This window comes from Oceanobacillus neutriphilus, from assembly GCF_014645515.1.
Lineage (GTDB): Bacteria > Bacillota > Bacilli > Bacillales > Amphibacillaceae > Oceanobacillus > Oceanobacillus neutriphilus.
On record NZ_BMLW01000003.1, the window covers coordinates 206,637 to 230,392 of the forward strand.

Sequence of the window (23,756 nt, forward strand, 5' to 3'; positions counted from 1 at the left end):
AAATCATTTTTCTTGTCTCATAAACATGGGACAGTTGTATATAGGTTAATATATGTGTTTTGTCAAAAAACTCTACAATTAATGATGTTCATAGAATGTTCATTTGCTATGGAACACATGGGCTGTGTGATGAGCTATAGAAAGCCCGCTGTTGTATAATGGGATATAAGATGTACTCATGTTTATGATGTCAGCTTTGAAGGTGGTGTCCAGTTGTTAAAGGAATTTATGAAACAGTTTCGAACCAGAATGATTTGGATGGCGATTGCATCTGTCTGTATGGCTGCTGCTGTTACAGGGCAGAGCTACCTGGTTGTTACGATTATTCAGCAGCTGTTTTTAGAGAATGTGGCTTTTTCATCTATTCTTCCAGCAGTTTTTATATTAATCAGTATGCTGTTATTACGGACTATTTTTCAATATATGATAAAAGATTCCGGGATTAAGATGGCGCAGACTGCGAAGATTTCTATACGAAAAAGGCTGCTCCGTCATTTTACTGATCAGCAAATGACGGATGCGGATAAAGGTCAATCCGGGCAGAAGGCAAGCCTGTTTATGGATACGGTGGATGAAATAGATGGCTATTTCAGTCAATATCTTCCACAGGCTATTCAATCTATCGGCCTTGTTCTGATTATCTGGATTGTTATATTTATTCAAAATTGGACCAGCGGATTGATTATTCTTATTTCAGCTCCGTTTATTCCAATATTTATGATGATTATTGGTGTGAAAACAAAAGATAAATCAAAGGAACAGTTATCACAGTTAGCAGCCTTTTCTGCAACCTTCCTTGATACACTGCAGGGGCTTCCGACGGTTAAATTATTTGGACAGTCAGCTCAGCAGAGAAATAAAATTAATCAGGATAGTACAAGCTTTCGTGATGCAACAATGGGTGTTTTAAAGGTTGCTTTTACAAATTCCTTAGCCTTGGAATTTATCTCTATGCTGAGTATCGGCTTGATTGCTTTGGAAATTGCTATTCGGATGATTATATTTCAAAATCTCAGCTTTTTTACCGGCTTTTTTGTTTTACTACTTGCACCCGAGCTGTTCAGCCAATTGAAGCAGCTGGGCTCTGCCTTTCACTCCGGTCGTGCAAGTATGGGGGCAGCATCGCGAGTTGAGGATGTACTTGAAGAAGAGACTATGCCAGTTTCTTGGGGAGCAGCCCCATTAAAAACGGATAAAGCTCCAGAAATAAGGCTTGAACAAGCTTCCTTCCACTATGAAAAAGGGAAATTTCAGCTGGAACCTGCTTCTATAACGATTTCATCTTATGAACAGGTAGCAATTATTGGTAAAACAGGTGCCGGAAAGTCCACGTTACTCCATTTACTTGCCGGGTTTCTGCCTGCTGAGGATGGGAAACTCCTGATTGACGGTATTCCGCAAGAAAAGGTACAAAAAGCAGATTGGTTTCAAAGAATCAGCTACCTTACGCAACAGCCCTACATTTTTTCTGGAACTGTACGGGAAAATATTTTGCTTGGTTCTCTGGAAAAGCAAACTGATCAGACGATTCAGGAGGTTGCGGCACATGCGGGGATTTGGGAGTGGATTTCTGCATTGCCGAATGGGCTGGATACAATTATAGGAGAAGGAGGCAGGGGCTTATCAGGAGGGGAGAAACAGCGGATTGCGATTGCGAGAACACTTCTGAAAAAGCCGCAGATTCTATTCTTTGATGAACCGACAACAGGTTTAGATATTCAGACAGAGCATATTTTACAAAAATCATTGGATTCTTTAAAAAACCAAACCACAATGGTTACGGTTGCTCACCGGCTTCATACGGTCCGGACAGCTGATAAGATTTTTCTCCTGGATCAGGGTAAAATAGTCGGAGAAGGAACTCATAACGACCTTTATCAAAATAATAAAATCTATCAGCATATGATAAATACACAGCAAGGGGGGAGGAAACCATGAAGGACATCAGTCTGGTGTTAAAAATGATGCTGAAAGAAAAAAAGGATATTCTCCTCTCTGTATTCTTTGGATTTCTAGCGGGTATTACTGCGGTGTCCCTGTTTGCAGCAAGTGGATATTTAATCTCACAAGCCGCATTTGCACCGCCAATTTATACATTGATGATTCTTGTAGCAAGTGTGAAACTTTTGGGTATTACTTCGGCTCTAAGCAGATATGGGGAACGTTATTTTTCCCATCGTGGAACATTTACAATTTTGAAAAATATCCGCTTAAAGGTTTATGACCAAATAGAGCCATTGGCAAACAGACTTTTACAAAAATATCGGAGCGGAGACATTTTAGCCCGGATTGTTGGGGATGTCGAGTCCCTTCAGCATTTCTTTTTGCGTGTATTCTATCCGCCTATTGTGTTAGCTGCTGTTTTTATAGCTACTATTTTCTTTACAATGTATATATCTGCCAGTGTGGCACTCACAATGGCAGCCGGTATGATTGTAGTGCTGATTGTTTTTCCAGCAATATTTTATTTGTTTCAGAGAAAGGCAGCAGTATCTATGCGGGAAAAAAGAGGTGTACTGTCTTCGGAATTTACAGATTATCTATATGGCTTCCGGGAATTAACGATTTTTCAACAGACTGAAAGAAAAGAGCAGCAGTTATTTGATGAAATGAATCAATATGAAGAAATGAATGCAAAAGAGAATCGTCAGCTTGCTATTCGGGAAGCAATTGTTATTTTCTTTTCTTTTTTCATTGCAATAATTATATTAGTGCAGGCCGGATTTTATGTAGCTGAAGGAAATCTTGGCGGAACACTTCTAGCCATGCTGTTTATGATTGCTATTACTGTATTTGAAGATACACCATCCATGGCCGTGCTTCCGGCTCACTTAGAAGAAAGTAAATCTTCTTCAAAACGTCTTATTGAAGTCTGGGAAAATGAGACGCCTCCCAAAAATGCTGTACAGGAATTGGAAGCAGATCTCCCGCTTTATTTTGAATTTAAGGATGTTTTCATTCAATACCCAAATGAAAGGAAACCAGCAGTACGGAACGCTTCCTTTCAAATAAAACCGGGAAATAATATCGCTATTGTCGGACCAAGCGGTTCAGGGAAATCAACATTGATGCAGGCATTGCTTACTTTTGCACCAGTCCAATCTGGACATATTTTAGTGAATGGAGAAGATATAAATACGATTGCCCCGGACAGCTTATGGAGTCAGATGAATGTATCACTGCAGCATAATCATTTTTTCTATGGAAGTATTTATGAAAATTTACAATTTGCTAATAGAAATGCCAGCGCAGAAATGTGCCGGGAAGCTTTGGAAAAGGTTCAATTAACTCATTTTTCTTTAGAAGATCAGGTGTTGGAAAAGGGAACAAACCTGTCAGGCGGGGAAAAACAACGTCTTGCACTTGCTCGTCTGTTTTTACGGGAAGCTTCTATTTGGTTGCTGGACGAGCCGACGTCATCTCTTGATTCGATTACGGAACAGCAAATTATGGCTGAAATCAAAAAGGTAACAAAATATCAGACCGTTGTGACCATCAGACATCGTTTAACAGGCTTGGAAAATATGGATCAAATTATTGTCATGAATCAGGGAGAAATTATTGAACAAGGTACGTATACGGAGTTGATGAGAAAAGAGAAGGGCTATTTTAAGGTAATGAAGGAGCTTGAAAATCAGCAGTTAGCATTTTAAATATTAGAAAATCCCCTGTATAGTAGTTTTTTCTTTCAACTATACAGGGGATTTTTTTATTATCTATCCTTAGCTGCAGCGACAAATGCAAAAGCAATTGCTGCAATCAGGACGATGAAAGGGGCGATGAAAATCAGAAATTGATTTAACATTAGATCACTTCTTTCCTTTAATATAATTTTTATCAAAGAGGAACAGCTTTAATAATAGATAAAGTGACGGAATCAAGAGTGCCATACCTAAGATAAAGACAACGATAAGCGAAATTGCCATTGCCGGATTTGTAAACCCTTCATGGATACTGACGAGAGGGTACAAAAGATATGGGTAATGAGCAACTCCGTAACCGAAGAATGCAAAAGCAAATTGGCCGGTAAGAAGCCAGAAAGCTGTTCCATAGTTTCGGCGCTTCCAAATCAAAACAACGGTTGATATCCACAAAACAAAGGAAATAGCGAACATCCACCAGAGACTCAAGAGATTCTCAAAATGAGTTTCGTTATGAAAATAGAGTTCTACAATGATTCCTGATGCAGCAATAATCAAAGGAACAGACCAGCTTAGCGCGTACTTTCTCATTAAATTCGTCGCATCCTTATCGCCAGTTTCATTTGCGTACCAGGTTAAGAAAACAGCAGAGATATAAAGAACAGCCGCAATGCTCAAAACAACAATCGACCACGTTAATGGGCTATAAAACAAAGCACTGTAATCTAAGACAGGATTTCCATCTTCCATAAAGACAAAGCCGCCCTCAGAAATGGTCAAAACAATCGACAGAGAAGCGGGAATAAGTAATCCGGACAGCCCGTACATAATGGCATATCCCTTATGCCCCTGCTTTCCATAGGATTCAAAGGCGTAATAAGAGCCGCGGATGGCTAATAAAATCAATGCTAAGCTTCCCGGAATCAGCAAAATGGTTCCGAAATAGTAAGCTGACTGCGGAAAGAAGCCGACAATTCCTACAAAGAAGAAGACAAAGAATACATTGGTTACCTCCCAAACCGGTGACAGATAACGCTGAATAATTTTAGAAAGAATGTGCTGTTTTCCTGTCACAATACTGTAGGCGTTAAAAAAGCCTGCTCCATAATCGATTGACCCAACAATAATATAACCGAACAAGAATAACCAGAGAACGGAAATACCGACGATTTCTAATATCATGACGACTCACCACCTTGCATATGCTCCAAATCCTTTTCTACAGGATTTTTTCGGAACATGTAGCTTAATACAACAACTGTGCCGACCCCGAGAATAAAGTAAAGGACTGCAAATAACACAAACATCCAACCAACGTAGTCACTGGTTGTAGCGGCATCCTCAATCGTCATCAGACCTCTCAAAATCCAAGGCTGACGGCCGACTTCGGCCATCCACCAGCCGGCTTCGATTGCCAGGAAGGACAGCGGTCCGCCTGCAACAATCAGCCAGCGGTACCATGTTTTTTCAACGAAAGCCCATTTTCTCCGCATTCCAAACCAGTAAAGCAGAGATAAGGCAATCATAAACATTCCAATGGTTACCATCGTATCAAAGAAATAATGGATAACGAGCGGAGGCTGTTCATCAGCCGGAAACTCCTCCAGCCCAATTACTTCTGAATTCGGCAGACCATGTGCAAGGATACTTAACGCATAAGGAACATGCAGAGCATATTTGGCTTCATTATCTTCTCCCAGCACTCCCCACATTACCAGCGGTGCTTCCGTCGTTGTTTCAAAATGCCATTCAGCGGCGGCCAGCTTCTCAGGCTGATAAGCTGCTAAGTATTTACCAGAAAGATCCCCGATTAAAGCTGTTGCAACTGCAAAAATTAAACCAATCTTCATGGCCATATGCAATGATTTTTTGTGGTATTCCTGATTTTTCTTCTGAAGCAGCCGGAATGCTGCGATAGCAGCAAACATAAAGGCGATGGTCATATAGGCTGTAGATACCACATGGGCAACCTTCGTCGGCATGGATACAGTGAACATGGCAAGCAGCGGATTCGCATTGACAAGCTCTCCGTCAATGATATCAAAGCCTGCAGGACTGTTCATAAATGAGTTCACTACGGTAATAAAATAAGCCGACATTCCGCCGCCGACAGCTACCGGAATTAATAAAAGCAAGTGTTTTTTCGGGTTATCAAACCGATCCCAAGTATATAAATAAATTCCTAAGAAAATGGCTTCAAAGAAAAAGGCGAATACTTCCATAAATAATGGCATGGCAATGATATTTCCTGCTAATTCCATAAAGCTTGGCCAAAGCAGAGATAATTGAAGGCCGATGATGGTACCTGTTACTACCCCGACGGCAACGGTAACAACAAATCCTTTCGCCCAGCGTCTTGCCATCAACAGATAATGATTATCGTTGTTTTTAATCCCGATCCACTGTGCAATCATAATCATCAAAGGAACACCGACACCGATTGTGGCATAAATAATATGAAATGATAGTGTCAACAGCGTCAGCATCCTGCTGGCATATGCCGGATCTTCAAATAAGGTCATGGGTTAACCTCCTTTATGTATTTTTTTAAAGAATAAGAAAGTAAAAAATGCTGGCGATAGCCGCTCCAGCGGTTTTCATGGGGTGAGTAATCGCAACCCCAGAAATACACTACGCTTTCCGCGGGCTTGAACTCAGCCTCCTCGAAAAAAGAAGTTAACTTTTTTCCTGCGGGGTCTTCATCCTGCGCATTCCCACAGAAGTCTCCGTGTATTTCTTCCGCTAGAATTAGCTTTATTTCTTTGTGAAAACGCAACAGGTGAAGACCCCGCAAAAAGCGGTTTTCTTCCGAGGAGGCTGAACGTTGCCAGCGGAAAGCGACTTCCTGGGACTGGGACTGCGATTACTCGTCCCATCGAAAACCGTCGCAGCGGACATCTCCTTAGCAAGAACACCAGTATTTTAAAGGCCAAGTGATTTTTCTTGAATCTGATCTATATTTTTTAACATTCCCTGTATGCAAAGATTTAATCAGATTCAATCAAAAATTCATACTGCTGAAATATATCCTCCTTATCGTATGTTTTTTCAATAAAAGTTACATTGTCGTGGTGATCAATCAGTAAAATAGTAGATGCTCTGGTGCCATACTCAGGTGTTTCGATAAAGATAGAGGATAATGCTTTTTCTAAATCCGTTCGAATCCCTGTCCGGGGCAGAAATTTATCATCAGCCTGTGTCCTGTTTTTCAGACTGTCCAATAAATTTTCTGTTTGTATTACTGTGTGGGACTGTATATAATCCGCCAGCTCATTTTTTGAACGTTCGACTTTCGGCCAGGGCGTATTAAGTGTATCGTTACTTAATCCATAAACACCTGCTTTTATTTCAGAGCCCTGATTATACACATTATTATAGTGATACAGCGTATCTTTGTCACCGAAAAGAATGTTATATCCAGAGTAGTTATGACGATTTTTTGAAAGGTGGTCCAAAAACGTTTTGCCGTCAATATTCTGTAACAAAAAATTCACCGGAAGTTCACCGCGGGAAAGAGTCTTAATTTCTGGAAGGCCGGGGTCCCGGTAGTTTGTGACCGCAGCGAATTTTCCCTGCTTTGAAACCGCCAGCCAAGTTCCATGCTGCAGCAAATCTCTTCCACCAAGAATGTCAGGCTTGTCCTTCCAAAAACCTGCGGGAAGTGTAGGTCTGTTATAAAACTCATCCCGGTTACTGAGCAAAATCAATTTGTATTTCGGATGGGTGTGGTAAGCAAAGGTAATTAAGCACATGGAGCGTAAACTCCTCCCTCTATATAAATTCAACAGCTATTGTTGTATTAAGTATACTTTTCTGATATTTTAGAATCAATCTTATCGCATTCAAAGAGTGAAGATGTATTTTCCTATTGACAACTAGAAAAATTCTGCTAATAATTAATATCAATACATTGAACGTTATGGAAGGACCAGTAAGTAAGCCATCACAATGTCAGAGATGGAATCGGAGGATAAGTTACTTGCTTTTATCCGATGCTGCGAGATTCCTCATTGCTGATTTACCGAACCTGTCTTCATCAGTCTTATGCAAACATAAGCGTTCCCCAAACGTTATCATGGGATAAGTGAAATACAATTCTTATAAAGGATGTTCAAGCATACTTTTAATGTTGTATTTAAGTTGTGGTGGTACCGCGGAAGTAAACTCTTTCGTCCCTTCGTTTTTACTGGGGATGGAGGGGTTTTTTCATTTCCTGTGGAATGTTTATAGATTGTGAAAGGTGGAATAACAATGGCAGCAAAACGTATTGTCGTTAAAATAGGCAGCAGCTCATTAACGAATACACATGGGGAAATTGATATGCAGCAGCTGGAGGACCATGTGCATGCGCTGGCCCTGCTTCATAAGAGTAATATGGAAGTGATACTCGTTTCCTCAGGAGCAATAGCTGCAGGTTTTAAACAATTAGGCTATTCTTCAAGACCGGTTACACAAAAAGGGAAGCAGGCAGCTGCAGCGGTTGGCCAGGGATTACTTATTCAAACCTATATGGAAAAATTAAAGGAATATGGTATTACTGCTGCCCAGATACTTTTGACAAGAAGTGATTTTTCGGATCAGGGACGATATAGGAATGCTTATGCCACGATGGAAGAATTGCTGGAACGGCGGGTTATCCCGATTATTAATGAAAATGATACGATTGCCATTGATGAACTGACATTTGGAGATAATGATATGCTTTCAGCTTTAGTGAGCGGTTTAATTCATGCAGATCATTTAATCATTTTAACGGATATCAATGGAATATATGATAAAAATCCAAATAGGCACCCGGATGCAGCACGTTATGACCATTTAATGAAGCTTAGTACAGAACTGATTGAACAGACAGATGCAACAGGCTCCAAAGTCGGAACAGGCGGTATGAAATCGAAGCTGATGGCAGCTAAAATGGCATCTTCGGTAGGCATTCCAGTATTTGTCGGAAGTGGATACGGGAAAGAAAAGCTTGCTGAGATTTTAAAAGGTGAGGGGGACGGTACCTATATTGATAGTGAAAGGCAAGCCCATTTACCGGCAAATAAACAATGGATTTCCCTGCATTCACAACTTGATGGCAGGTTAGTAATAGATGAAGGAGCAGAAAAAGCCTTAATGCATCATGGCAGCAGCCTGCTTTCTCCTGGTATTACAGCGGTAGAAGGATATTTTGCAAAAGGGGATGTTGTCGAGGTTTATGGAAAGTCTGCTTTATTAGGAAGAGGTCAGGTGAAATGTTCCTCAGAAGAATTAGAAGCTGTTATGAAATTACGGGAATCAACCTATATTCACACGGTACCGACTATTGAAGTGATCCACCGTGACAATTGGGTATCATTTGAGACAATGAAAGGAGAATTGACATGAGTGAAGTAATTGAAAAAGGTAAACTTGCCAAAAAAGCCAGCTATCAAATTGGGATATGCACAACAGAGGAAAAGAATAATGCATTATTAAAAATCGCCGATGGGCTGAGAGCAAATGAAAAAGCGATTCTTGCTGCAAATCATCTGGACATCCAGGCTGGGAGAGAGAAAGGATTATCCGAGTCACTGCTTGACCGTGTCGAGCTGACGAAGGAGCGAATTCACGATATTGCAGATGCTATTCTGCAAATTATCGATTTGGCGGACCCGATTGGTGAAGTCCTTGAAACGATTGAGAAGGATAACGGTTTAAAAATAGTCAATACACGAGTTCCTATCGGCGTTGTCGGTATGATTTATGAAGCAAGACCTAATGTTACGGTTGATGCAGCAACGCTTGCGATAAAGACAGGAAATGCCATCATTTTAAGAGGCAGCTCCTCTGCGATTCATTCCAATTTAGCAATTGTAAAAGTAATTCATGAAGCAATGGCAGAAAGTGCAGTAATTCCTGATTCGGTTCAGTTAATAGAAGATACAAGCAGAGAAACAGCGGGAGAGCTTTTCCGTTTAAATGATTATCTTGATGTGCTTATCCCGCGCGGAGGAAAAAATCTGATTGACACAGTTGTCAGAGAATCCCGGGTGCCTGTTATTGAAACCGGAGCTGGAAATTGCCATGTCTTTATTGATGATACTGCAAACTTTGAGATGGCAAAAGAAATCACTTTAAATGCCAAGCTGCAGCGCCCGTCTGTATGTAATGCTATTGAATCTCTGCTGATTCAGTCGGATTGGTTTGATAAATACGGAAATGATCTGATTTCTTCTCTGATTGAGAATGGCATCACGGTACATGGAGATGAACGGGTTTTTGAAGAAATTCCTTTTGTCCAGCCTGCAACAGAAGCGGATTGGGAAACAGAGTATCTTGGTCTGGAGATTAGTGTAAAAACGGTGCAGGATGTATATGAAGCCATCGATCATATTAATACCTATGGTACAAAGCATTCCGAAGCCATTATTACAGAGGATGAAAACCATGCTGAAGTTTTTAAACAAAAAGTAGATGCTACAACGGTATATCATAATGCCTCTACACGTTTTACGGATGGTTTTGAGTTTGGTTTTGGAGCAGAGATTGGAATCAGTACACAGAAACTGCATGCCAGAGGTCCAATGGGGCTAAAAGCTTTAACATCTAATAAATTTATTGTTTCCGGTGACGGACAGATTCGTGAATAAGGCAAGGGAAGGGGAGTGAGATATTTCACTTCCCTTTTTGGGGATTAATAATAGCAGAATACATAAAAATTGATTTTACGAGATGGAAAGCTGCGGGTTCAGTTATTAACATCATCCAGCCTCTTTCATTTTGCAAATGCAATAAATCGCGGTAGAATAACAATATAAAAGGTTGTGAAAAGAGAGGTCTGACATGCTGGAGCAAATAACAGATGACATTTACCGCCTCGTTGTCCGCTTTAAAGGGGCAATGGGAGAGGTAAATAGTTATTTAATTAAAGGCGATTATGGCTACACCGTGATTGATACAGGAATTGATGCACCAGAAACAAAAGCATTATGGGAACGTGTTCTCAGCAACTATAAAATAGAAAAGCTTGTACTGACACATACACATGAGGATCATATCGGACTGGCACGGTGGTTTCAGGAAATATATGAAATTCCTGTGTATGTTTCTAAACGCGGTTATGAAGAAATGTGTAAAGGAAGAGATGCAAAAGCCCGTAAAAATCGGATAAAAGAGTTAATAAAAAAACATGGAGCACCGCCGATTCCTTTAAAAATAAAAGATGAATCTTCTATTTATAAATTTGAGCCGGATGGCTTTTTTGATGATAATGATGAAATAAGACTCGGTAATCGTTCTTACCAGGCAATTTGGACACCGGGACATGCCCCTGATCATTATTGCTTCTATCAGCCGGAGACTGAGATAATGATCATCGGTGACCATGTCTTAAATCATCTCTCACCGGTAATCGGGCTTTGGATGGGGGAAGAGCTGAACCCGATGGAGGATTATTTCTATGCACTGGATGTATTGAGGAAATATCCGGTACGACGGGCATTACCCGGTCATGGGGATATAATCGAACATCTGGATGAACGGATAACAGATATTTCGAATCGTCATGAAAAAAGAATGAACGAGCTGCTAGAGATTATGGAAAATGAGGAAATGACAGCCTTTAAATTAACGTCGAAAGCATATGGTCCGATGAAAAGTCTTGCTTTTGCAAGTCAATTTATGGCAACGCTGACCCGATTAATTTATTTAGAAAAACAGTCCAAAATTAAGGTGAAAACAAAGAAAGGGAAGAATTACTATGGTCTTCCCGCAAAAGCATTTATAAGTGATTAGGAGCTGATAAGCGATGAAGTTTGCAGCAATCGATTTTGAAACAGCAAATGAGAAAAGAAACAGCGCCTGCTCCATAGGAGTTGTCCGTTTCAACGAAAATGAAATCTTTGATGAATATTATTCGCTGATAAATCCGTTAAGTGATTTTCGCAGTATGAATATACGCATTCATGGAATTCAGGAAGAGGATGTACAGGATGCGCCAAGCTTTAAAGAATTATGGCCGACCCTGCATGAAAAGCTGGAAGGACATATTATTGTCGCGCATAATGCCAGCTTTGATATGAGTGTATTGCGTCATTCTTTATTAAAATATGATTTGGCACATCCGGACTATGCTTCTTTATGCACTGTGAAAATTTCACAGCGTGTATGGCCGTACCTGGAAAACCACCGTTTGCATACCGTCGCTGCATATCATGATATTCCATTGATTCATCACCACGCATTGGAAGATGCGAAGGCTTCTGCATCCATTTTAATGAAGGCATTGGAAGCCCAGCAGGACGGAGATGCTGAACACTTTTTAGAAAGATGGCTCTCATCAAAAGCAAGTGCACGCCGCAGTTATCCGAAGACAAGCGGTAAAAGAAAGTCAGGACGTGGATCAACTAAGCTGTTTTTATCCTGATAAAAAGCTTCAGGATAATCTATATATGAAGTATCACATGCATATTATTTCTGGTTAATTAATAAGGAATTGAGAGAGTGTGAATAGTACTTCTTAACTTTTTAACAAGAAAAAATTAGGCTATCCTTATCATTGCGTATTTTAGAAAAAAGGCGTATTATATTAACTACAAGCTACGTTGTTCGTATCAATAAAAGTTTTAACCTCTAAAGTTGGAATAGGGAGTTTTACATTGAAATTGAAATGTCGAGCCGTCATAAAGGAATGGAAGACAGGAAGGTTTCTGCGGACACCCACTTTGCGAAGTGGTGGTTTAAAACTTTTTATTGCATGGTACGGCAAATGTGGCCTGTGTACATAATTTATATCCAGTCCCGATAGCGTTAACGCTATCGGGACTTTAATGTTTGAAGCAATGTAATGTGTATTCTTATCTAAGTTGGGAAGAATATTGCTTAATGAATTTTAGCTGTAGAACAGAAGGGAAGTAATGGAAATGGCAAATAGATTTGATGAAAAAATAGTGATTGTAACTGGAGCAGCAAGTGGTATTGGAGAGGCGACTGCTGTAAAATTTGCTGAACAGGGCGCCAGTGTAGTTCTCTCTGATATGTCAGAGAATGGGGAAAAGCTGTCAGAAAAATTGAATCAAAAAGGATTTGAGACAACTTTTATCAAAACGGATGTGACAAACGAAGAGGATGTCAAAAAATTAGTGCATGAAACAGTTGCTAAATATGGACGGTTAGATGTAGTGTTTGCAAATGCCGGAATCGGTAACAGTACCATTCTGCATGAATTGTCTCTGGAAGCCTGGCAAAAAGTGATTGATGTGAATTTAACTGGTGTATTTTTAACGAACAAGTATGCAATTGAACAAATGCTGAAACAGGAAAGCGGCGGAGCAATTGTAAATAATGACTCGATTCATGGTTTTGTCGGTAAAGCAGGTGTGAGCGCCTATGCTGCTGCAAAGGGCGGCGTAAAGCTGTTAACACAAACGGCAACAGCGGAATATGCAGCTAAAGGAATCCGTGTGAATAATGTAAACCCGGGCTATATTGATACCCCATTATTAAAAGACGCTCCGGATGAAGCGAAGCAGGATCTGATAAAGCTCCATCCAATTGGCCGGCTTGGCAAACCGGAAGAAGTCGCAAATGCTGTTCTATTCTTAGCTAGTGATGAAGCTTCCTTTATTACAGGTTCAAGTTTGCTGGTTGATGGCGGCTATACAAGTATATAATATAAACAAAAAAATCTCCTGATATTGGGAGGTTTTTTTGTTTGAAAAAGACATGTATCAAACGAGATGGAATCTGCCCCCAGAGTCATTTACCGTAAAATTGAAAAGGAAAGACCGTTATGTTAATGTTATTTTCATAGTTAATAATTTTCAGTAAATTTAAAGGGGGTAGTATATTTTGAAACATAAAAAAATAGCAGTTATGATTTATCCACATTTTAGCATGCAAGAAATTAGTACTTTAACGGATGCTTTAGCTATTTGGTATAATCGTGAGGTAGAAGTGTTTGCTTCAAATAAGGAAATAATAAATACGGAAGATGGTTTTCAAGTTATTGCTCACAAAACTTTTGAGGAGTTTGATTTAAGCAATTATGACTGTTTAATCTTGCCTGGAATCATTAATCCCCTCCTGGCATTGTTTGATGAAGATAATATTCGCTTTTTGAAACAATTTAAAGATAAAGACTTTTTAATAGCCAGCATTTCTAGTTCACCTATACTTTTAGCCAAAGCAGGGCTGCTGGATAATAAAGAATTTACTTTAGGTCTATGGCAAGAAATTAACGAGTGGGCTGATTTTATTCCTGATAGTAATATTTTACATAAACCAATACACCGTGATCAAAACATAATTACAGCTATTGGTTTTGCTTTTAAAGAGTTCGCGGTTGAAACTATAAAAGGTCTTGGATTAGATTGCAGTATCGATATGTTTGATGGCGCAATAAGAGAATATACAGAGGATGAATTAACATTTTATATGGGCGAAGAGAACTTTGAAAAATTTAAAGGTGACTATAAAATGAAAGATAAAAATTTAAATTAAAATAAAATATTAGGCCACCGCTGCGGCGGACCGTTTTGCTTCCTAGGGGCACGCTCTTCAGCTAACTTTTGCCAAGAAGAGCACTTGGCAAAAGTGGATCTTCAGATGGTGCTAATCCCTCAGGAGTCAAAACGGTCCGCCTCCGCTAGCAGGATGTTCTTTACAGGTTAAAACAGCTGACTAAATAGAAATTATATCAGATAAAACATTTTTCCTGATTCATAGTAAAATATTCTGTTACTATTACTCTCTGTTCATGAAAATTATTCCCGATATTTACTATCCCATGCTGTTGCTGTGTCATCATTTAAATGGCCAAATCAACCATTTGAAACACTAAAATGATCTTTTCATCAAGCAAAAAGTAATGATTTCATCCAACTCCATCAGGATATAATTTCTTTTATTCGCTGTAGAATCCTATTAGAGCGCAGGCCAACCACGTAGACTCCTATGGGAACAGGGCGAGCTGAAGATCCACTTGAAAAGCGGGTTTCTTTTCAAGTTAGCTGAAGCCGTCCCCATGGCAGACTAAAATCGCAACGTCCTGTTGCAACGTCTGCACTAGTACGTCCTGTACGTCGGAAAGCGGAGTGGTTGGCCGGAGCGGAAGCTATACACAATCTTCATTTCAATTTTAATTTATATAGTTCTCTTTGTAGTTGGTCTCTCTGTTATAACTAAAACAAATTAAAACAGATAATAAAATACGATTTTTCCTTCTTTCTGAACCCTGCTATGCTTAATATAAGAATACTGTTTCAGGGAGGAGAATTAACATGACATTTCAATTAGAAAGAATAGACCATGTTCAGCTGTCTGCACCAAAAGATTCTGAAGAGACAGCGGTGAAGTTTTACAGAGATATCTTAGGCTTTGAGGAGGAAGAAAAACCGGAAGCCCTAAAACCAAATGGAGGCGTCTGGTTCAGAAATGGAATAATCGCTCTCCATATCGGAATTGAAGACCCATTTACTCCTTTGAAAAAAGCGCATCCGGCATTTGAGGTATCAGGAATCGATGCATTGCAAACACATTTAGAAGGAGCAGGTATTTCGACAAAATGGGATAGTAAACTTCCAAATGCCAAAAGATTCTATGTGAATGACCCATTTGGTAACAGAATTGAATTTCTGGAATGGCAAAATAAATAAGATACTAAAAGTTTTATCTAAATTATTTGAAAGATTTTAATTTTTTCCTAATCCTTGTTTTTGTGAATGTACGTGCTATACTAAAAGCATTCTTTAAATTTTAATTCAACCCAAAACGAATATTTTTCATATAATAGCGGGGATAGGGCCTGCAAGTTTCTACCGGTTTACCGTAAATAGACCGACTATGGAAAAGTATAAAAAAGCTTGTATTTTGTCAGCAGACAATACCTGCTTTCTTGATTATTCGACAAGATGCTCGAAAATCTACTTTTCCTATGAGTAGATTTTCGGGCTTTTTACATTTTAGGAGGAATCATTCATGGATTTACTAAAGGAAAAAATTGTAGCAGAAGGAAAAGTCTTATCAGATGCAGTGTTAAAGGTAGATGCTTTTTTAAACCATCAGATAGACCCTGTATTAATGCAAGAAATTGGAAAGGAATTCGCGAATCGATTCCGGGATAAAAAAATAACAAAAATTCTTACGTTAGAATCATCAGGTATTGCCCCTGCAACAATGGCAGGTCTGGAGCTTGGTGTTCCGGTGATTTTTGCAAGAAAACGGCAATCATTGACGTTAACAGATAATCTTCTGACTGCAGAAGTTTACTCCTTTACAAAGCAGACAACCAGTAAGGTTTCTGTCTCTCATGATTTTATTAAAGAGGGGGATAACCTGCTGATTATTGATGATTTCTTAGCCAATGGACAGGCAGCTCTCGGATTAATAGATATTGCCGAGCAGGCAAAAGCAACTGTTGCCGGTATCGGGATTGTTATAGAAAAAGGCTTCCAGGACGGTGGACAGGCACTTCGTGAAAAGGGGATTATTGTAGAGTCATTGGCTATTATCGAGTCCCTGGAAAATAAGCAAGTGGCTTTTAAAGAGGAGGCTCATCAGTAATGAAAATGGCAGCATTGGGTTTACAGCACCTGTTAGCGATGTATGCCGGAGCGATTTTAGTACCACTTATTGTCGGAGCTGAGTTAGGCCTGACTACCGAGCAATTAACTTATCTGGTAGCTATTGATATTCTGATGTGCGGAATAGCCACGCTTCTTCAGGTTCTGAACAGTAAGTATATTGGTATTGGGCTGCCGGTTGTATTAGGGTGTACCTTTACAGCTGTTGCACCAATGATTGCTATCGGAGGACAGTATGGTATCTCCGCTATCTATGGCGCAATTATTGTATCTGGATTATTTGTATTCTTAATAAGCGGATTCTTTGGTAAGCTTGTCCGCTTCTTCCCGCCGGTAGTAACGGGATCCGTTGTAACGATTATCGGGATTACGCTGATTCCTGTAGCAATAAATAATTTAGGCGGCGGAGAAGGAGCAGCAGACTTTGGATCATTTGCTAATATCGCGCTTGGGTTTGGAACGTTATTATTTATCATTTTAATGTACCGATTTACAACCGGGTTTGTGAAATCTATCTCTATCTTAATCGGTTTAGGTGCTGGGACGATTGCTGCAGGATTGATGGGCAGAGTTGATTTTTCAGCTGTTGCAGAGGCTTCTTATTTTCATATGGTTCATCCTTTCTACTTTGGCACACCAACATTTGAATGGTCAGCGATTATTACAATGATTTTAGTAGCAATGGTATCTCTCGTAGAATCAACAGGTGTTTATTTTGCGTTAGGTGATATTACGAAGCAAAAATTAACAGAAAAAGACTTGTCCAGAGGATATCGTGCAGAAGGGCTGGCAATTTTACTCGGAGGAATATTCAATGCGTTCCAATATACTGCTTTTTCTCAAAATGTTGGTCTGATGCAGATGACAGGTGTAAAAAAACGCAGTGTGATTGTTATCACGGGTTCTATGCTGGTTGTATTAGGATTTATTCCTAAAATTGCTGCTGTTACAACAATTATTCCGACCTCGGTATTAGGCGGAGCAATGCTGGCGATGTTTGGAATGGTTGTAGCACAGGGGATTAAAATGCTTGGTGCAGTCATTTCAGAGTCAACGGAGAATTCCATGATTATTGCCTGCTCAGTCGGTATGGGACTTGGTGTTACCGTTGTGCCGGAGTTGTTTGATATACTTCCATCTTCCTTACAGATTTTAACGAGTAACGGTATTGTAGCGGGAAGTGTTACAGCAATTGTTTTAAATATTATTTTTAATATGACACCCCGCCGTAAAACGGAAACGGGAGAATTGGCAAAAGAAGTTTAATAGAATTACAAATGATAAGAAAAACTACTGATTTCTCCAGCAAATCAGTAGTTTTTCTATTACTGGGTCAGTCCATTCGATACGCGTTCACCCAGCTCAGGGGAAGCAAGAGATAGATACTCGATTACCTTCGCTTGTAAGTCCCTTCGTGCTCCTGTCATTGCGGCAACAAGATTTGAGACAAGATGAGATTTTCCAGTTTGTGACAACGACTGATAGAATTCTCCAGCCTGTGAAAAATCATCCTGCTTTGCTTTGGGTATATCCGAACGTACGAGCTTTCCTTCTACAAATTCTCCTTCTCCACTTGTCTGCAAATCGTCAGGCTGCCAATGCTTTTGATCATTCACCGGTACTTTACGGAATTGCGGTCCAATCCGATAACGCTGGGAGTCCCAATATATATTCGCGCGTCCTTGTAATATCTTATCAAAAGACAATTCTGCTCCATCTAATAAATTTGAAGGTGAAAAGGCAATCTTCTCTACCTGCTCCATGTAATTGTCAGTGTTGCGGTTGAGGACCATCTTTCCTACAGGATGGAAAGGGATTATTTCTTCATCCCATACTTTTGTATCATCAAGCGGGTCAAATGGAAGCTTCTCTGCATCATCCGGGTCCATAATTTGCACATAAAGCCCGTATTCTACGGTTTTCCCTGACTCAATCGTCCGGAAGAGATCTTCAGCGGCATAATCAGGGCTGATTGCTGCAAGCTTCTCTGCCTCTTCATTTGTAATATATTCTACCCCGTCAAATGGAATCCAGAGGTATTTAATGTAATAACGTTTTCCTGCTGAGTTTCGCCAAACATACGTACTGACACTATGGCCGGGAATATGCCGCAGGCTTTTAATGGTACCGTGGTCTGAAAAAAGCTGGACAAAAAAATGAGTGGACTCTGGAGTGGTAGCAACAAATTCCCAAAGCCGGTTCGGATCCATTAAATTATTCTTTGGTGAAGGCGCCATTGCTTCTACACTTTCTGCAAAACGTCTCGGATCGCGTAATGAAAAGATGGGGATGTGGTTGCAAATAAGGTCGAAGATTCCATCATCTGTATAGAACTTCGTTGAAAATCCACGCACGTTTCGCAGCGTATCCGGGGTGCCTTTATTGCTCGCCCCAAGCGAAAAACGGACTGCGACAGGAACGGTTGTACCAGCCTGCTGCAGAAATGGGAGCTTGGTATAGTTGCTCATACTATTCAATGTTTCGAAATAACCGAAAGCTCCAGTCCCTTTCACATGTAAAGGCCGTTCCACAATCTTTGAGTGAACAAGTGTTTCCAGCGATTCATGCAAAATACTATCTTGCTCCAGTATCGGACCTTCCTTACCGATCGTCTGTGAATATAATGATTCAGGATTATCCGATTGCTTAGGGTGACGGACGGGATGCTTGTTTCCTGTTGATGCTGTTGTTTTTCGAACAGGAATGCGCCTTCTTTGATGAGGATTTTGATTGTTATCGGTCATTATTTCCTCCTTGTAAAAAATTGATCTACTCTATATTGTTATGAATGGTACTTGTATCAATATGCGTCATTAGCAAAAATAAACGGATGACATGAAAAATTAAATGATAATAACTGTCAGGCAGTTCATTGGATTGCTAGCATTTGAGAGCAACCTGAGCTAAAATCAAAGTATATCTTTTTTTGTTAATAATGAAGGAGGTAGCGCAGGAATGACTGATTTGTCAAACGGTACGCTATTTATCTATGGACTTATCATTTTAGCAGCATTGCTGGTTGGTATCATTCAATGGGTGAGAAGGCGTTATGAAGTATTGGCGGTTTTAGCTATTATTTTATCTCTTTTATTGCCGCTTGTGAGCTTTTTATATAGTATTAATCGTCCAGAGGGTATGAATGAAATAGCTTATATATGGCAGCAGGCCAGAGGAAGAAGCAGTATTGGTGTTTTTCTTTTATTAGGATATCTGTATATCCTTTTTTGGATCTTTTTTGGTCCTGAATATAAAAAACTGTATACGTTTATTTCCGGTAAGGTAAAAAGGGTGATTCGCTGGTGGAAAAACCGCGAACAGAAACAAAATAAAAATAAGATGAAAGAGGAGATTTAATGTCAATAGAAAAAGAGAAAATGCAGGCAGGAGAATTATATAATCCGGGAGATGACGAGCTTGTAAAAGATCGGCTCTATGTCCGGAAAATGATGCGTTATTATAATGGACTTACAGAGGAGGACACTGTCAGGCGCACCAGCTGTCTGAAAGAAATATTTGGATCAACAGGAGAATCACTTTTTATTGAACCTGATTTTCACTGTGATTATGGCTATAATATTCATGTTGGAGAGAATTTTTACGCAAATTTTAATTGTGTCATGCTGGATATTTGCCCGATTCGTATTGGTGATAATTGCATGCTTGCTCCGGGAGTACATATTTATACAGCTACCCACCCTATTCACCCTGAAGAACGCAATTCTGGAATAGAACTTGGTAAAGCGGTAACTATAGGTGATAATGTATGGATTGGCGGCGGAGCAATCATTAATCCTGGTGTAACAATTGGTGATAACACGATCATTGCTTCCGGTTCCGTCGTGACCAAGGATGTGCCTGCGAATGTTATTTATGGAGGAAATCCGGCTAAGTTTATTAAAAGTGTAGAACTATAGAAAACAGTTTTTCAAAAAAAGCAGATTTATTCTTTTATTGTCAAAGAGTAGTAAGGAGGAGCGTCATGGATAAGCTTCAATCATTTGCACCTGTTATCGACAACAAGCCAAGAGTTCTTATTGTCGGTTCCATGCCAAGTATAAAATCGCTGGAGGAGCAGGAGTATTATGGGAATCCCAGAAACCATTTCTGGTCAATCATGTATCGTATTTTAGAGGAGAAACCGTGCGAAACGTATGCTGAAAAAATACACCTGATCAAGAAAAATTACATAGCATTATGGGATACAATCGGGTACTGTTACCGGCAGGGGAGCCTGGATATGTACATTGAAGAAGAAGAGCCTAATGATATTGCCGGTCTTTTAAAAGAATATCCAACCATTCAGCTTATTGCCTGCAATGGAACAAAGGCTTATCAAATGTATAAGAAGTTTATCACTCCACTGCTGCAGCAGGAAATCGATGTTATCAAGCTCCCTTCCACAAGCCCTGTTCCAGGGAAGTACAATAAAACGTTTGAAGAGAAAATAGAATCCTGGCGTGTCATTACAAACTACTTAGATGATATCAAGTCTTATGAAGAGGAGATATAATGAAACTATTCTGGCAGCAATTTGTACTTTTTTCAATATTATGGATCGGTTTAATCCTATTCAGCAGTAAGTTCATCGCTTTTCATTTCTTTTTGTTTGCCGTGAGTCTGGCTTTGTTTTTCCTGCTGTCGTTCCGTATAAAACAGCTGTATCTATTATTCGGAAATATTCTTATTATATTATGTGCTGGATTCTTTTTCTCGGAAAATGTTTTATTTTCCGCTGGTTTAGTATGGTTCCTTTTGCTATTAGCCGCCAGGCAGCTACATACAAATGCTTACTATATCCTTTTATCAGGGGCCGTTGTTACCTGTCTGTTATTTTCATTTATTCCATCCATTTCCTATGCACTGCTTCTGGGAAGTATTTTTATTTTTGTATTAAGCTTTCTTCTGCATAAACAATGGAGTAAAGACCAATATTATAAAAATTTATATGATAAGTTAAGTGATTCCTACCGGCAGCTGAAGCGGCTTCATCTCACTGCAGAAGAAAATGCCAAGATAGAAGAAAGAACACGTATTGCCAGAGATATACATGATTCTGTCGGACATCATTTAACTGCATTAATCATGCAGATAGAGATGCTGTCTATAAAATATCCTGATTTGGATTTAGGGCAGATGAAGGAATTAGCGAATAGAAGCTTACAGGAAACCAGAGATGCTGTAAAAGCATTAAAAGTGGATGAAACAGAAGGAATTGCAACCGTAGTCTATCTGATTCGAAAGTTAGAAAGTGAAAGCCATTTGAATGTGCATTTTACGATGAAAAATGGAGTATTGTCTGTACCAATATCGAATATCAAAAGTGTCCTTCTTTACAGAGTTATTCAAGAGGGGATTACCAATGCCATGCGCCACGCAAACAGCCGGGAGGTCCATGTAACATTAAGCAAATCTGCAGATGGAGCAATTCAATTTGAAATAACGAATGCAATTTATGAAGTGAAGGCTTTTGAACCGGGATTTGGGCTGACAAATATGCGGAGCCGAATGGAAGAACAAGATGGAAAATTAGAGATTATTCAATTGCCGGATAAATTTGTTTTATCAGGCAGGATTCCCGGTTAACACACAGTGAGAGGAGATGATAAGGGATGTTTCACGTTATGCTTGTAGAAGATCAGGAGATAGTACGGCAAGGATTGCGTATGATTCTCGAACAGGATAACGAAATCCGTGTGAGCTGTGAAGCAAGTAATGGATTAGAGGCAATAGAGAAGATGGCAGCTCATCGGGTTGACGTTATTTTTATGGATATCCGTATGCCGGATATGAATGGAATTGAAGCGACGAGAAAAATAAAAGATCAGTGGCCTGACACAGCTATTCTAATCTTAACTACCTTTAACGATGATGAGTATGCACTGGAAGCGCTTAATGAAGGAGCGAGCGGTTTCTTATTGAAAACCTCTGACGGAAAAAAGCTTATTGAAGCTGTTTACAGCGTGATGAATGGTGGCGTGGTGCTTCATGACGAAGTAACAGCAAAAGTAATGCCGAGATTATTGAAGCAATCTAAAAAAGCTGCTGCTGCCCTTCATGTTGATCTTACGGAAAGAGAAAGAGCGATTACGAAACGAATTGGACAGGGGAAAACGAATAAAGAGATCGCCGCGGAGCTTTATCTATCCATAGGAACTGTTAAAAATCATATTTCTGTTATTCTTCAAAAGACAGGTCAGAGAGATCGGACGCAGCTTGCTATTTATGCAGTAACGCATGACATTTCCTGAAAGAGAATGTCAAGAAATTGTACGATTTTCTGCGGAAGTCAAGTGTTAGATATTTTATAATGAAATATGGGACATCAGCTTTGGTGGTGCAGCGGATATCATCAGTCCGTTTGTATTAACGGATAAGATGGTCAAGGGTTTTGATGCTGAGTGTCATTGCAACAGTTAGTCCCTGCCTTAAGCGCTGACGAGAATGAAGTTGAGTCGGCTATTGTTGTCGGCGGAAATTCGAACCCCTTGTTTAATTGACGAGTAGTTCAAGGTAGAAGTAATCTTAAATGAAGTTTGGTGAAGGATTTATGATTGAAATATTTTTAGATGAATTTCATTTTTCTACACTGTGGAACGGCGGAATCTTCTTATTTTGTGCATTTATTATTATTTGTTATTTTTTTATGATTCCTTCCAAGGGGAAAGTCAGGGCGATACATACAATCTCTTTCCTTCTGGGTATGGTTGTTCTATTTTTGGCTGCAGGAAGTCCACTGAATATTATTGGCAGACTGACACTCCAGGCGCATATGTATCAAATTGTCGGTTTGCTGTTTGTTGCAGCACCGCTGCTGGTTATTGGCTGGAGACCGAAATCCTGGATCAGCCAAAAAATCAGCCGGATTCGGAGAGCACTTGATTTTCTAAGAAAACCTGCAGCAGCAATTATAATACTAACTATCTTCTTTTACAGCTATCATATGCCGTTAATGTTTGATATCGCCCGTTTGGAGCTGTATTGGAATCATTTCTTTATGCTGGGTCTTTTTATAGCGGCATTAAATTTCTGGTCTGCATTTTTCTATTATTGGCTGGATAATCGTATCAGATGGTATGCAATGGCGATACAAATTTCTGTTTTTCTTCCTTATTGCTTTTATGGATTGTTAGCCAGCAAAGGTATTTATCAAACTTACAATGATCCTGCTGTATTTCTGGAATCATTAAAGGTTTGTATTCCAGTTGATCTCCAGATGCCGGATGAATTCTATATAGGCTTTTTACCGTTCGACCCGGTTTATGAGCAGCAGATGGGAATTTTAATTTTTCTGTTCAGTATTGCACTGGTATCTGTTATTACATTGGTTTGGGCACAGCGGCAAACTAAGAATGAAAAAGTAATTTAGTTATAAAACAACACAGCTTGAAACCGGCAGCCCCCTGAAAGTTAGAGTGGAAATCTAATTTTCAGGGGTATTTTTATGGAGTGATAAGAAAAAGTGGTATTGCTTATCGCAGGAAGAAAAAAGAAATGACTTCAGTCACTTTTTTTCGGGGTAATTTATGACGGAGGATAGTATTGGTTTGCTTTATAAAACTATAGAATAAAG

22 protein-coding genes, 1 other RNA gene and 1 riboswitch are annotated in these 23,756 nt (G+C 39.6%); of the genes, 18 read left to right on the forward strand and 5 right to left on the reverse strand.

Features of this window, described 5'->3' with window-relative positions; genetic code table 11:
* The first annotated feature begins 213 nt into the window (after positions 1-213).
* Both cydD and cydC read left to right on the forward strand, forming a co-directional pair.
* Positions 214-1,938 carry a thiol reductant ABC exporter subunit CydD gene (gene cydD, locus IEX29_RS06555; RefSeq protein WP_188733662.1) on the forward strand — a complete coding sequence of 575 codons (1,725 nt, stop codon included), beginning with the start codon at positions 214-216 and terminating at the stop codon, positions 1,936-1,938.
* A complete protein-coding gene (gene cydC, locus IEX29_RS06560) occupies positions 1,935-3,653 on the forward strand; it encodes a thiol reductant ABC exporter subunit CydC (RefSeq protein WP_188733663.1) in 1,719 nt (572 codons plus the stop codon). Before cydD ends, cydC begins: the two co-directional genes overlap by 4 nt.
* A gap of 59 nt (positions 3,654-3,712) precedes the next feature.
* On the opposite strand, the gene cydS is transcribed toward cydC, so the two are convergent.
* The 4 genes from cydS to IEX29_RS06575 all read right to left on the reverse strand — a co-directional run bounded on the left by cydS (position 3,713) and on the right by IEX29_RS06575 (position 7,393).
* Positions 3,713-3,805, reverse strand: coding sequence for a cytochrome bd oxidase small subunit CydS family protein (gene cydS, locus IEX29_RS27210; protein ID WP_371863279.1), 93 nt, complete (start codon positions 3,803-3,805; stop codon positions 3,713-3,715).
* Between the two features lie 4 nt (positions 3,806-3,809).
* Positions 3,810-4,823: a cytochrome d ubiquinol oxidase subunit II gene (locus tag IEX29_RS06565; protein ID WP_188733664.1), complete on the reverse strand. Its 1,014-nt coding sequence runs from the start codon at positions 4,821-4,823 to the stop codon at positions 3,810-3,812.
* Positions 4,820-6,163, reverse strand: a complete 1,344-nt coding sequence (locus IEX29_RS06570; protein WP_188733665.1) for a cytochrome ubiquinol oxidase subunit I — start codon at positions 6,161-6,163, stop codon at positions 4,820-4,822. Before IEX29_RS06570 ends, IEX29_RS06565 begins: the two co-directional genes overlap by 4 nt.
* A 465-nt stretch (positions 6,164-6,628) precedes the next feature.
* Complete coding sequence (locus IEX29_RS06575) at positions 6,629-7,393, reverse strand: NRDE family protein (RefSeq protein WP_188733666.1); 765 nt, start codon at positions 7,391-7,393, stop codon at positions 6,629-6,631.
* 499 nt (positions 7,394-7,892) lie between these two features.
* Between IEX29_RS06575 and proB the strand changes: the two genes are divergently transcribed.
* From proB to IEX29_RS06625, 10 genes are all read left to right on the forward strand, one after another.
* Positions 7,893-9,011, forward strand: coding sequence for a glutamate 5-kinase (proB, locus tag IEX29_RS06580; RefSeq protein ID WP_188733667.1), 1,119 nt, complete (start codon positions 7,893-7,895; stop codon positions 9,009-9,011).
* A complete protein-coding gene (locus IEX29_RS06585) occupies positions 9,008-10,255 on the forward strand; it encodes a glutamate-5-semialdehyde dehydrogenase (protein ID WP_188733668.1) in 1,248 nt (415 codons plus the stop codon). Before proB ends, IEX29_RS06585 begins: the two co-directional genes overlap by 4 nt.
* Positions 10,256-10,448: 193 nt before the next feature.
* Positions 10,449-11,399: an MBL fold metallo-hydrolase gene (locus tag IEX29_RS06590; RefSeq protein WP_188733669.1), complete on the forward strand. Its 951-nt coding sequence runs from the start codon at positions 10,449-10,451 to the stop codon at positions 11,397-11,399.
* 13 nt (positions 11,400-11,412) lie between these two features.
* A complete protein-coding gene (locus tag IEX29_RS06595) occupies positions 11,413-12,030 on the forward strand; it encodes a 3'-5' exonuclease (RefSeq protein ID WP_188733670.1) in 618 nt (205 codons plus the stop codon).
* Positions 12,031-12,197: 167 nt separating this feature from the next.
* Positions 12,198-12,385, forward strand: a non-coding RNA gene (gene ssrS / locus IEX29_RS06600) — 6S RNA.
* A 141-nt stretch (positions 12,386-12,526) separates the two neighbouring features.
* Complete coding sequence (locus tag IEX29_RS06605) at positions 12,527-13,276, forward strand: SDR family NAD(P)-dependent oxidoreductase (RefSeq protein WP_188733671.1); 750 nt, start codon at positions 12,527-12,529, stop codon at positions 13,274-13,276.
* A 178-nt stretch (positions 13,277-13,454) separates the two neighbouring features.
* Positions 13,455-14,105 (forward strand): DJ-1/PfpI family protein, encoded by a 651-nt coding sequence (locus IEX29_RS06610; protein ID WP_188733672.1) that lies wholly within the window; start codon positions 13,455-13,457, stop codon positions 14,103-14,105.
* 779 nt (positions 14,106-14,884) lie between these two features.
* A complete protein-coding gene (locus IEX29_RS06615) occupies positions 14,885-15,259 on the forward strand; it encodes a VOC family protein (protein WP_188733673.1) in 375 nt (124 codons plus the stop codon).
* A 106-nt stretch (positions 15,260-15,365) separates the two neighbouring features.
* Positions 15,366-15,467: riboswitch (purine riboswitch) on the forward strand.
* Between the two features lie 114 nt (positions 15,468-15,581).
* Complete coding sequence (locus IEX29_RS06620; protein ID WP_188733674.1) at positions 15,582-16,166, forward strand: xanthine phosphoribosyltransferase; 585 nt, start codon at positions 15,582-15,584, stop codon at positions 16,164-16,166.
* Positions 16,166-17,452, forward strand: coding sequence for a nucleobase:cation symporter-2 family protein (locus IEX29_RS06625; RefSeq protein ID WP_188733675.1), 1,287 nt, complete (start codon positions 16,166-16,168; stop codon positions 17,450-17,452). Before IEX29_RS06620 ends, IEX29_RS06625 begins: the two co-directional genes overlap by 1 nt.
* A 59-nt stretch (positions 17,453-17,511) precedes the next feature.
* Here IEX29_RS06625 and IEX29_RS06630 read toward each other — a convergent pair whose 3' ends face one another.
* Positions 17,512-18,930, reverse strand: a complete 1,419-nt coding sequence (locus tag IEX29_RS06630) for a catalase (protein WP_188733676.1) — start codon at positions 18,928-18,930, stop codon at positions 17,512-17,514.
* A gap of 211 nt (positions 18,931-19,141) precedes the next feature.
* On the opposite strand from IEX29_RS06630, the gene IEX29_RS06635 reads away from it, so the two are divergent.
* The 6 genes from IEX29_RS06635 to IEX29_RS06660 all read left to right on the forward strand — a co-directional run bounded on the left by IEX29_RS06635 (position 19,142) and on the right by IEX29_RS06660 (position 23,552).
* Entirely contained in the window at positions 19,142-19,540 is a 399-nt protein-coding gene (locus IEX29_RS06635; protein ID WP_188733677.1) for a hypothetical protein, read from the forward strand.
* Positions 19,540-20,100 (forward strand): maltose acetyltransferase domain-containing protein, encoded by a 561-nt coding sequence (locus IEX29_RS06640; protein WP_188733678.1) that lies wholly within the window; start codon positions 19,540-19,542, stop codon positions 20,098-20,100. The genes IEX29_RS06635 and IEX29_RS06640 overlap by 1 nt, the downstream gene beginning before the upstream one ends.
* A gap of 65 nt (positions 20,101-20,165) precedes the next feature.
* Complete coding sequence (locus tag IEX29_RS06645; RefSeq protein ID WP_188733679.1) at positions 20,166-20,696, forward strand: DNA-deoxyinosine glycosylase; 531 nt, start codon at positions 20,166-20,168, stop codon at positions 20,694-20,696.
* Positions 20,696-21,769 (forward strand): sensor histidine kinase, encoded by a 1,074-nt coding sequence (locus tag IEX29_RS06650; protein ID WP_188733680.1) that lies wholly within the window; start codon positions 20,696-20,698, stop codon positions 21,767-21,769. The genes IEX29_RS06645 and IEX29_RS06650 overlap by 1 nt, the downstream gene beginning before the upstream one ends.
* A 26-nt stretch (positions 21,770-21,795) precedes the next feature.
* A complete protein-coding gene (locus IEX29_RS06655; protein WP_188733681.1) occupies positions 21,796-22,434 on the forward strand; it encodes a response regulator transcription factor in 639 nt (212 codons plus the stop codon).
* A 278-nt stretch (positions 22,435-22,712) separates the two neighbouring features.
* Positions 22,713-23,552 carry a cytochrome c oxidase assembly protein gene (locus IEX29_RS06660; RefSeq protein ID WP_188733682.1) on the forward strand — a complete coding sequence of 280 codons (840 nt, stop codon included), beginning with the start codon at positions 22,713-22,715 and terminating at the stop codon, positions 23,550-23,552.
* The last annotated feature ends 204 nt before the right edge of the window (positions 23,553-23,756 follow it).

What these genes read in the sequence shown, in the direction of transcription:
- cydC (WP_188733663.1), top strand. Translation starts at nt 1,935, where the DNA reads ATGAAGGACATCAGTCTGGTGTTAAAAATGATGCTGAAAGAAAAAAAG.
- cydS (WP_371863279.1), bottom strand. Translation starts at nt 3,805, where the DNA reads ATGTTAAATCAATTTCTGATTTTCATCGCCCCTTTCATCGTCCTGATT.
- IEX29_RS06565 (WP_188733664.1), bottom strand. Translation starts at nt 4,823, where the DNA reads ATGATATTAGAAATCGTCGGTATTTCCGTTCTCTGGTTATTCTTGTTC.
- IEX29_RS06570 (WP_188733665.1), bottom strand. Translation starts at nt 6,163, where the DNA reads ATGACCTTATTTGAAGATCCGGCATATGCCAGCAGGATGCTGACGCTG.
- IEX29_RS06575 (WP_188733666.1), bottom strand. Translation starts at nt 7,393, where the DNA reads ATGTGCTTAATTACCTTTGCTTACCACACCCATCCGAAATACAAATTG.
- proB (WP_188733667.1), top strand. Translation starts at nt 7,893, where the DNA reads ATGGCAGCAAAACGTATTGTCGTTAAAATAGGCAGCAGCTCATTAACG.
- IEX29_RS06585 (WP_188733668.1), top strand. Translation starts at nt 9,008, where the DNA reads ATGAGTGAAGTAATTGAAAAAGGTAAACTTGCCAAAAAAGCCAGCTAT.
- IEX29_RS06590 (WP_188733669.1), top strand. Translation starts at nt 10,449, where the DNA reads ATGCTGGAGCAAATAACAGATGACATTTACCGCCTCGTTGTCCGCTTT.
- IEX29_RS06595 (WP_188733670.1), top strand. Translation starts at nt 11,413, where the DNA reads ATGAAGTTTGCAGCAATCGATTTTGAAACAGCAAATGAGAAAAGAAAC.
- IEX29_RS06605 (WP_188733671.1), top strand. Translation starts at nt 12,527, where the DNA reads ATGGCAAATAGATTTGATGAAAAAATAGTGATTGTAACTGGAGCAGCA.
- IEX29_RS06615 (WP_188733673.1), top strand. Translation starts at nt 14,885, where the DNA reads ATGACATTTCAATTAGAAAGAATAGACCATGTTCAGCTGTCTGCACCA.
- IEX29_RS06620 (WP_188733674.1), top strand. Translation starts at nt 15,582, where the DNA reads ATGGATTTACTAAAGGAAAAAATTGTAGCAGAAGGAAAAGTCTTATCA.
- IEX29_RS06625 (WP_188733675.1), top strand. Translation starts at nt 16,166, where the DNA reads ATGAAAATGGCAGCATTGGGTTTACAGCACCTGTTAGCGATGTATGCC.
- IEX29_RS06630 (WP_188733676.1), bottom strand. Translation starts at nt 18,930, where the DNA reads ATGACCGATAACAATCAAAATCCTCATCAAAGAAGGCGCATTCCTGTT.
- IEX29_RS06635 (WP_188733677.1), top strand. Translation starts at nt 19,142, where the DNA reads ATGACTGATTTGTCAAACGGTACGCTATTTATCTATGGACTTATCATT.
- IEX29_RS06640 (WP_188733678.1), top strand. Translation starts at nt 19,540, where the DNA reads ATGTCAATAGAAAAAGAGAAAATGCAGGCAGGAGAATTATATAATCCG.
- IEX29_RS06645 (WP_188733679.1), top strand. Translation starts at nt 20,166, where the DNA reads ATGGATAAGCTTCAATCATTTGCACCTGTTATCGACAACAAGCCAAGA.
- IEX29_RS06650 (WP_188733680.1), top strand. Translation starts at nt 20,696, where the DNA reads ATGAAACTATTCTGGCAGCAATTTGTACTTTTTTCAATATTATGGATC.
- IEX29_RS06655 (WP_188733681.1), top strand. Translation starts at nt 21,796, where the DNA reads ATGTTTCACGTTATGCTTGTAGAAGATCAGGAGATAGTACGGCAAGGA.
- IEX29_RS06660 (WP_188733682.1), top strand. Translation starts at nt 22,713, where the DNA reads ATGAAGTTTGGTGAAGGATTTATGATTGAAATATTTTTAGATGAATTT.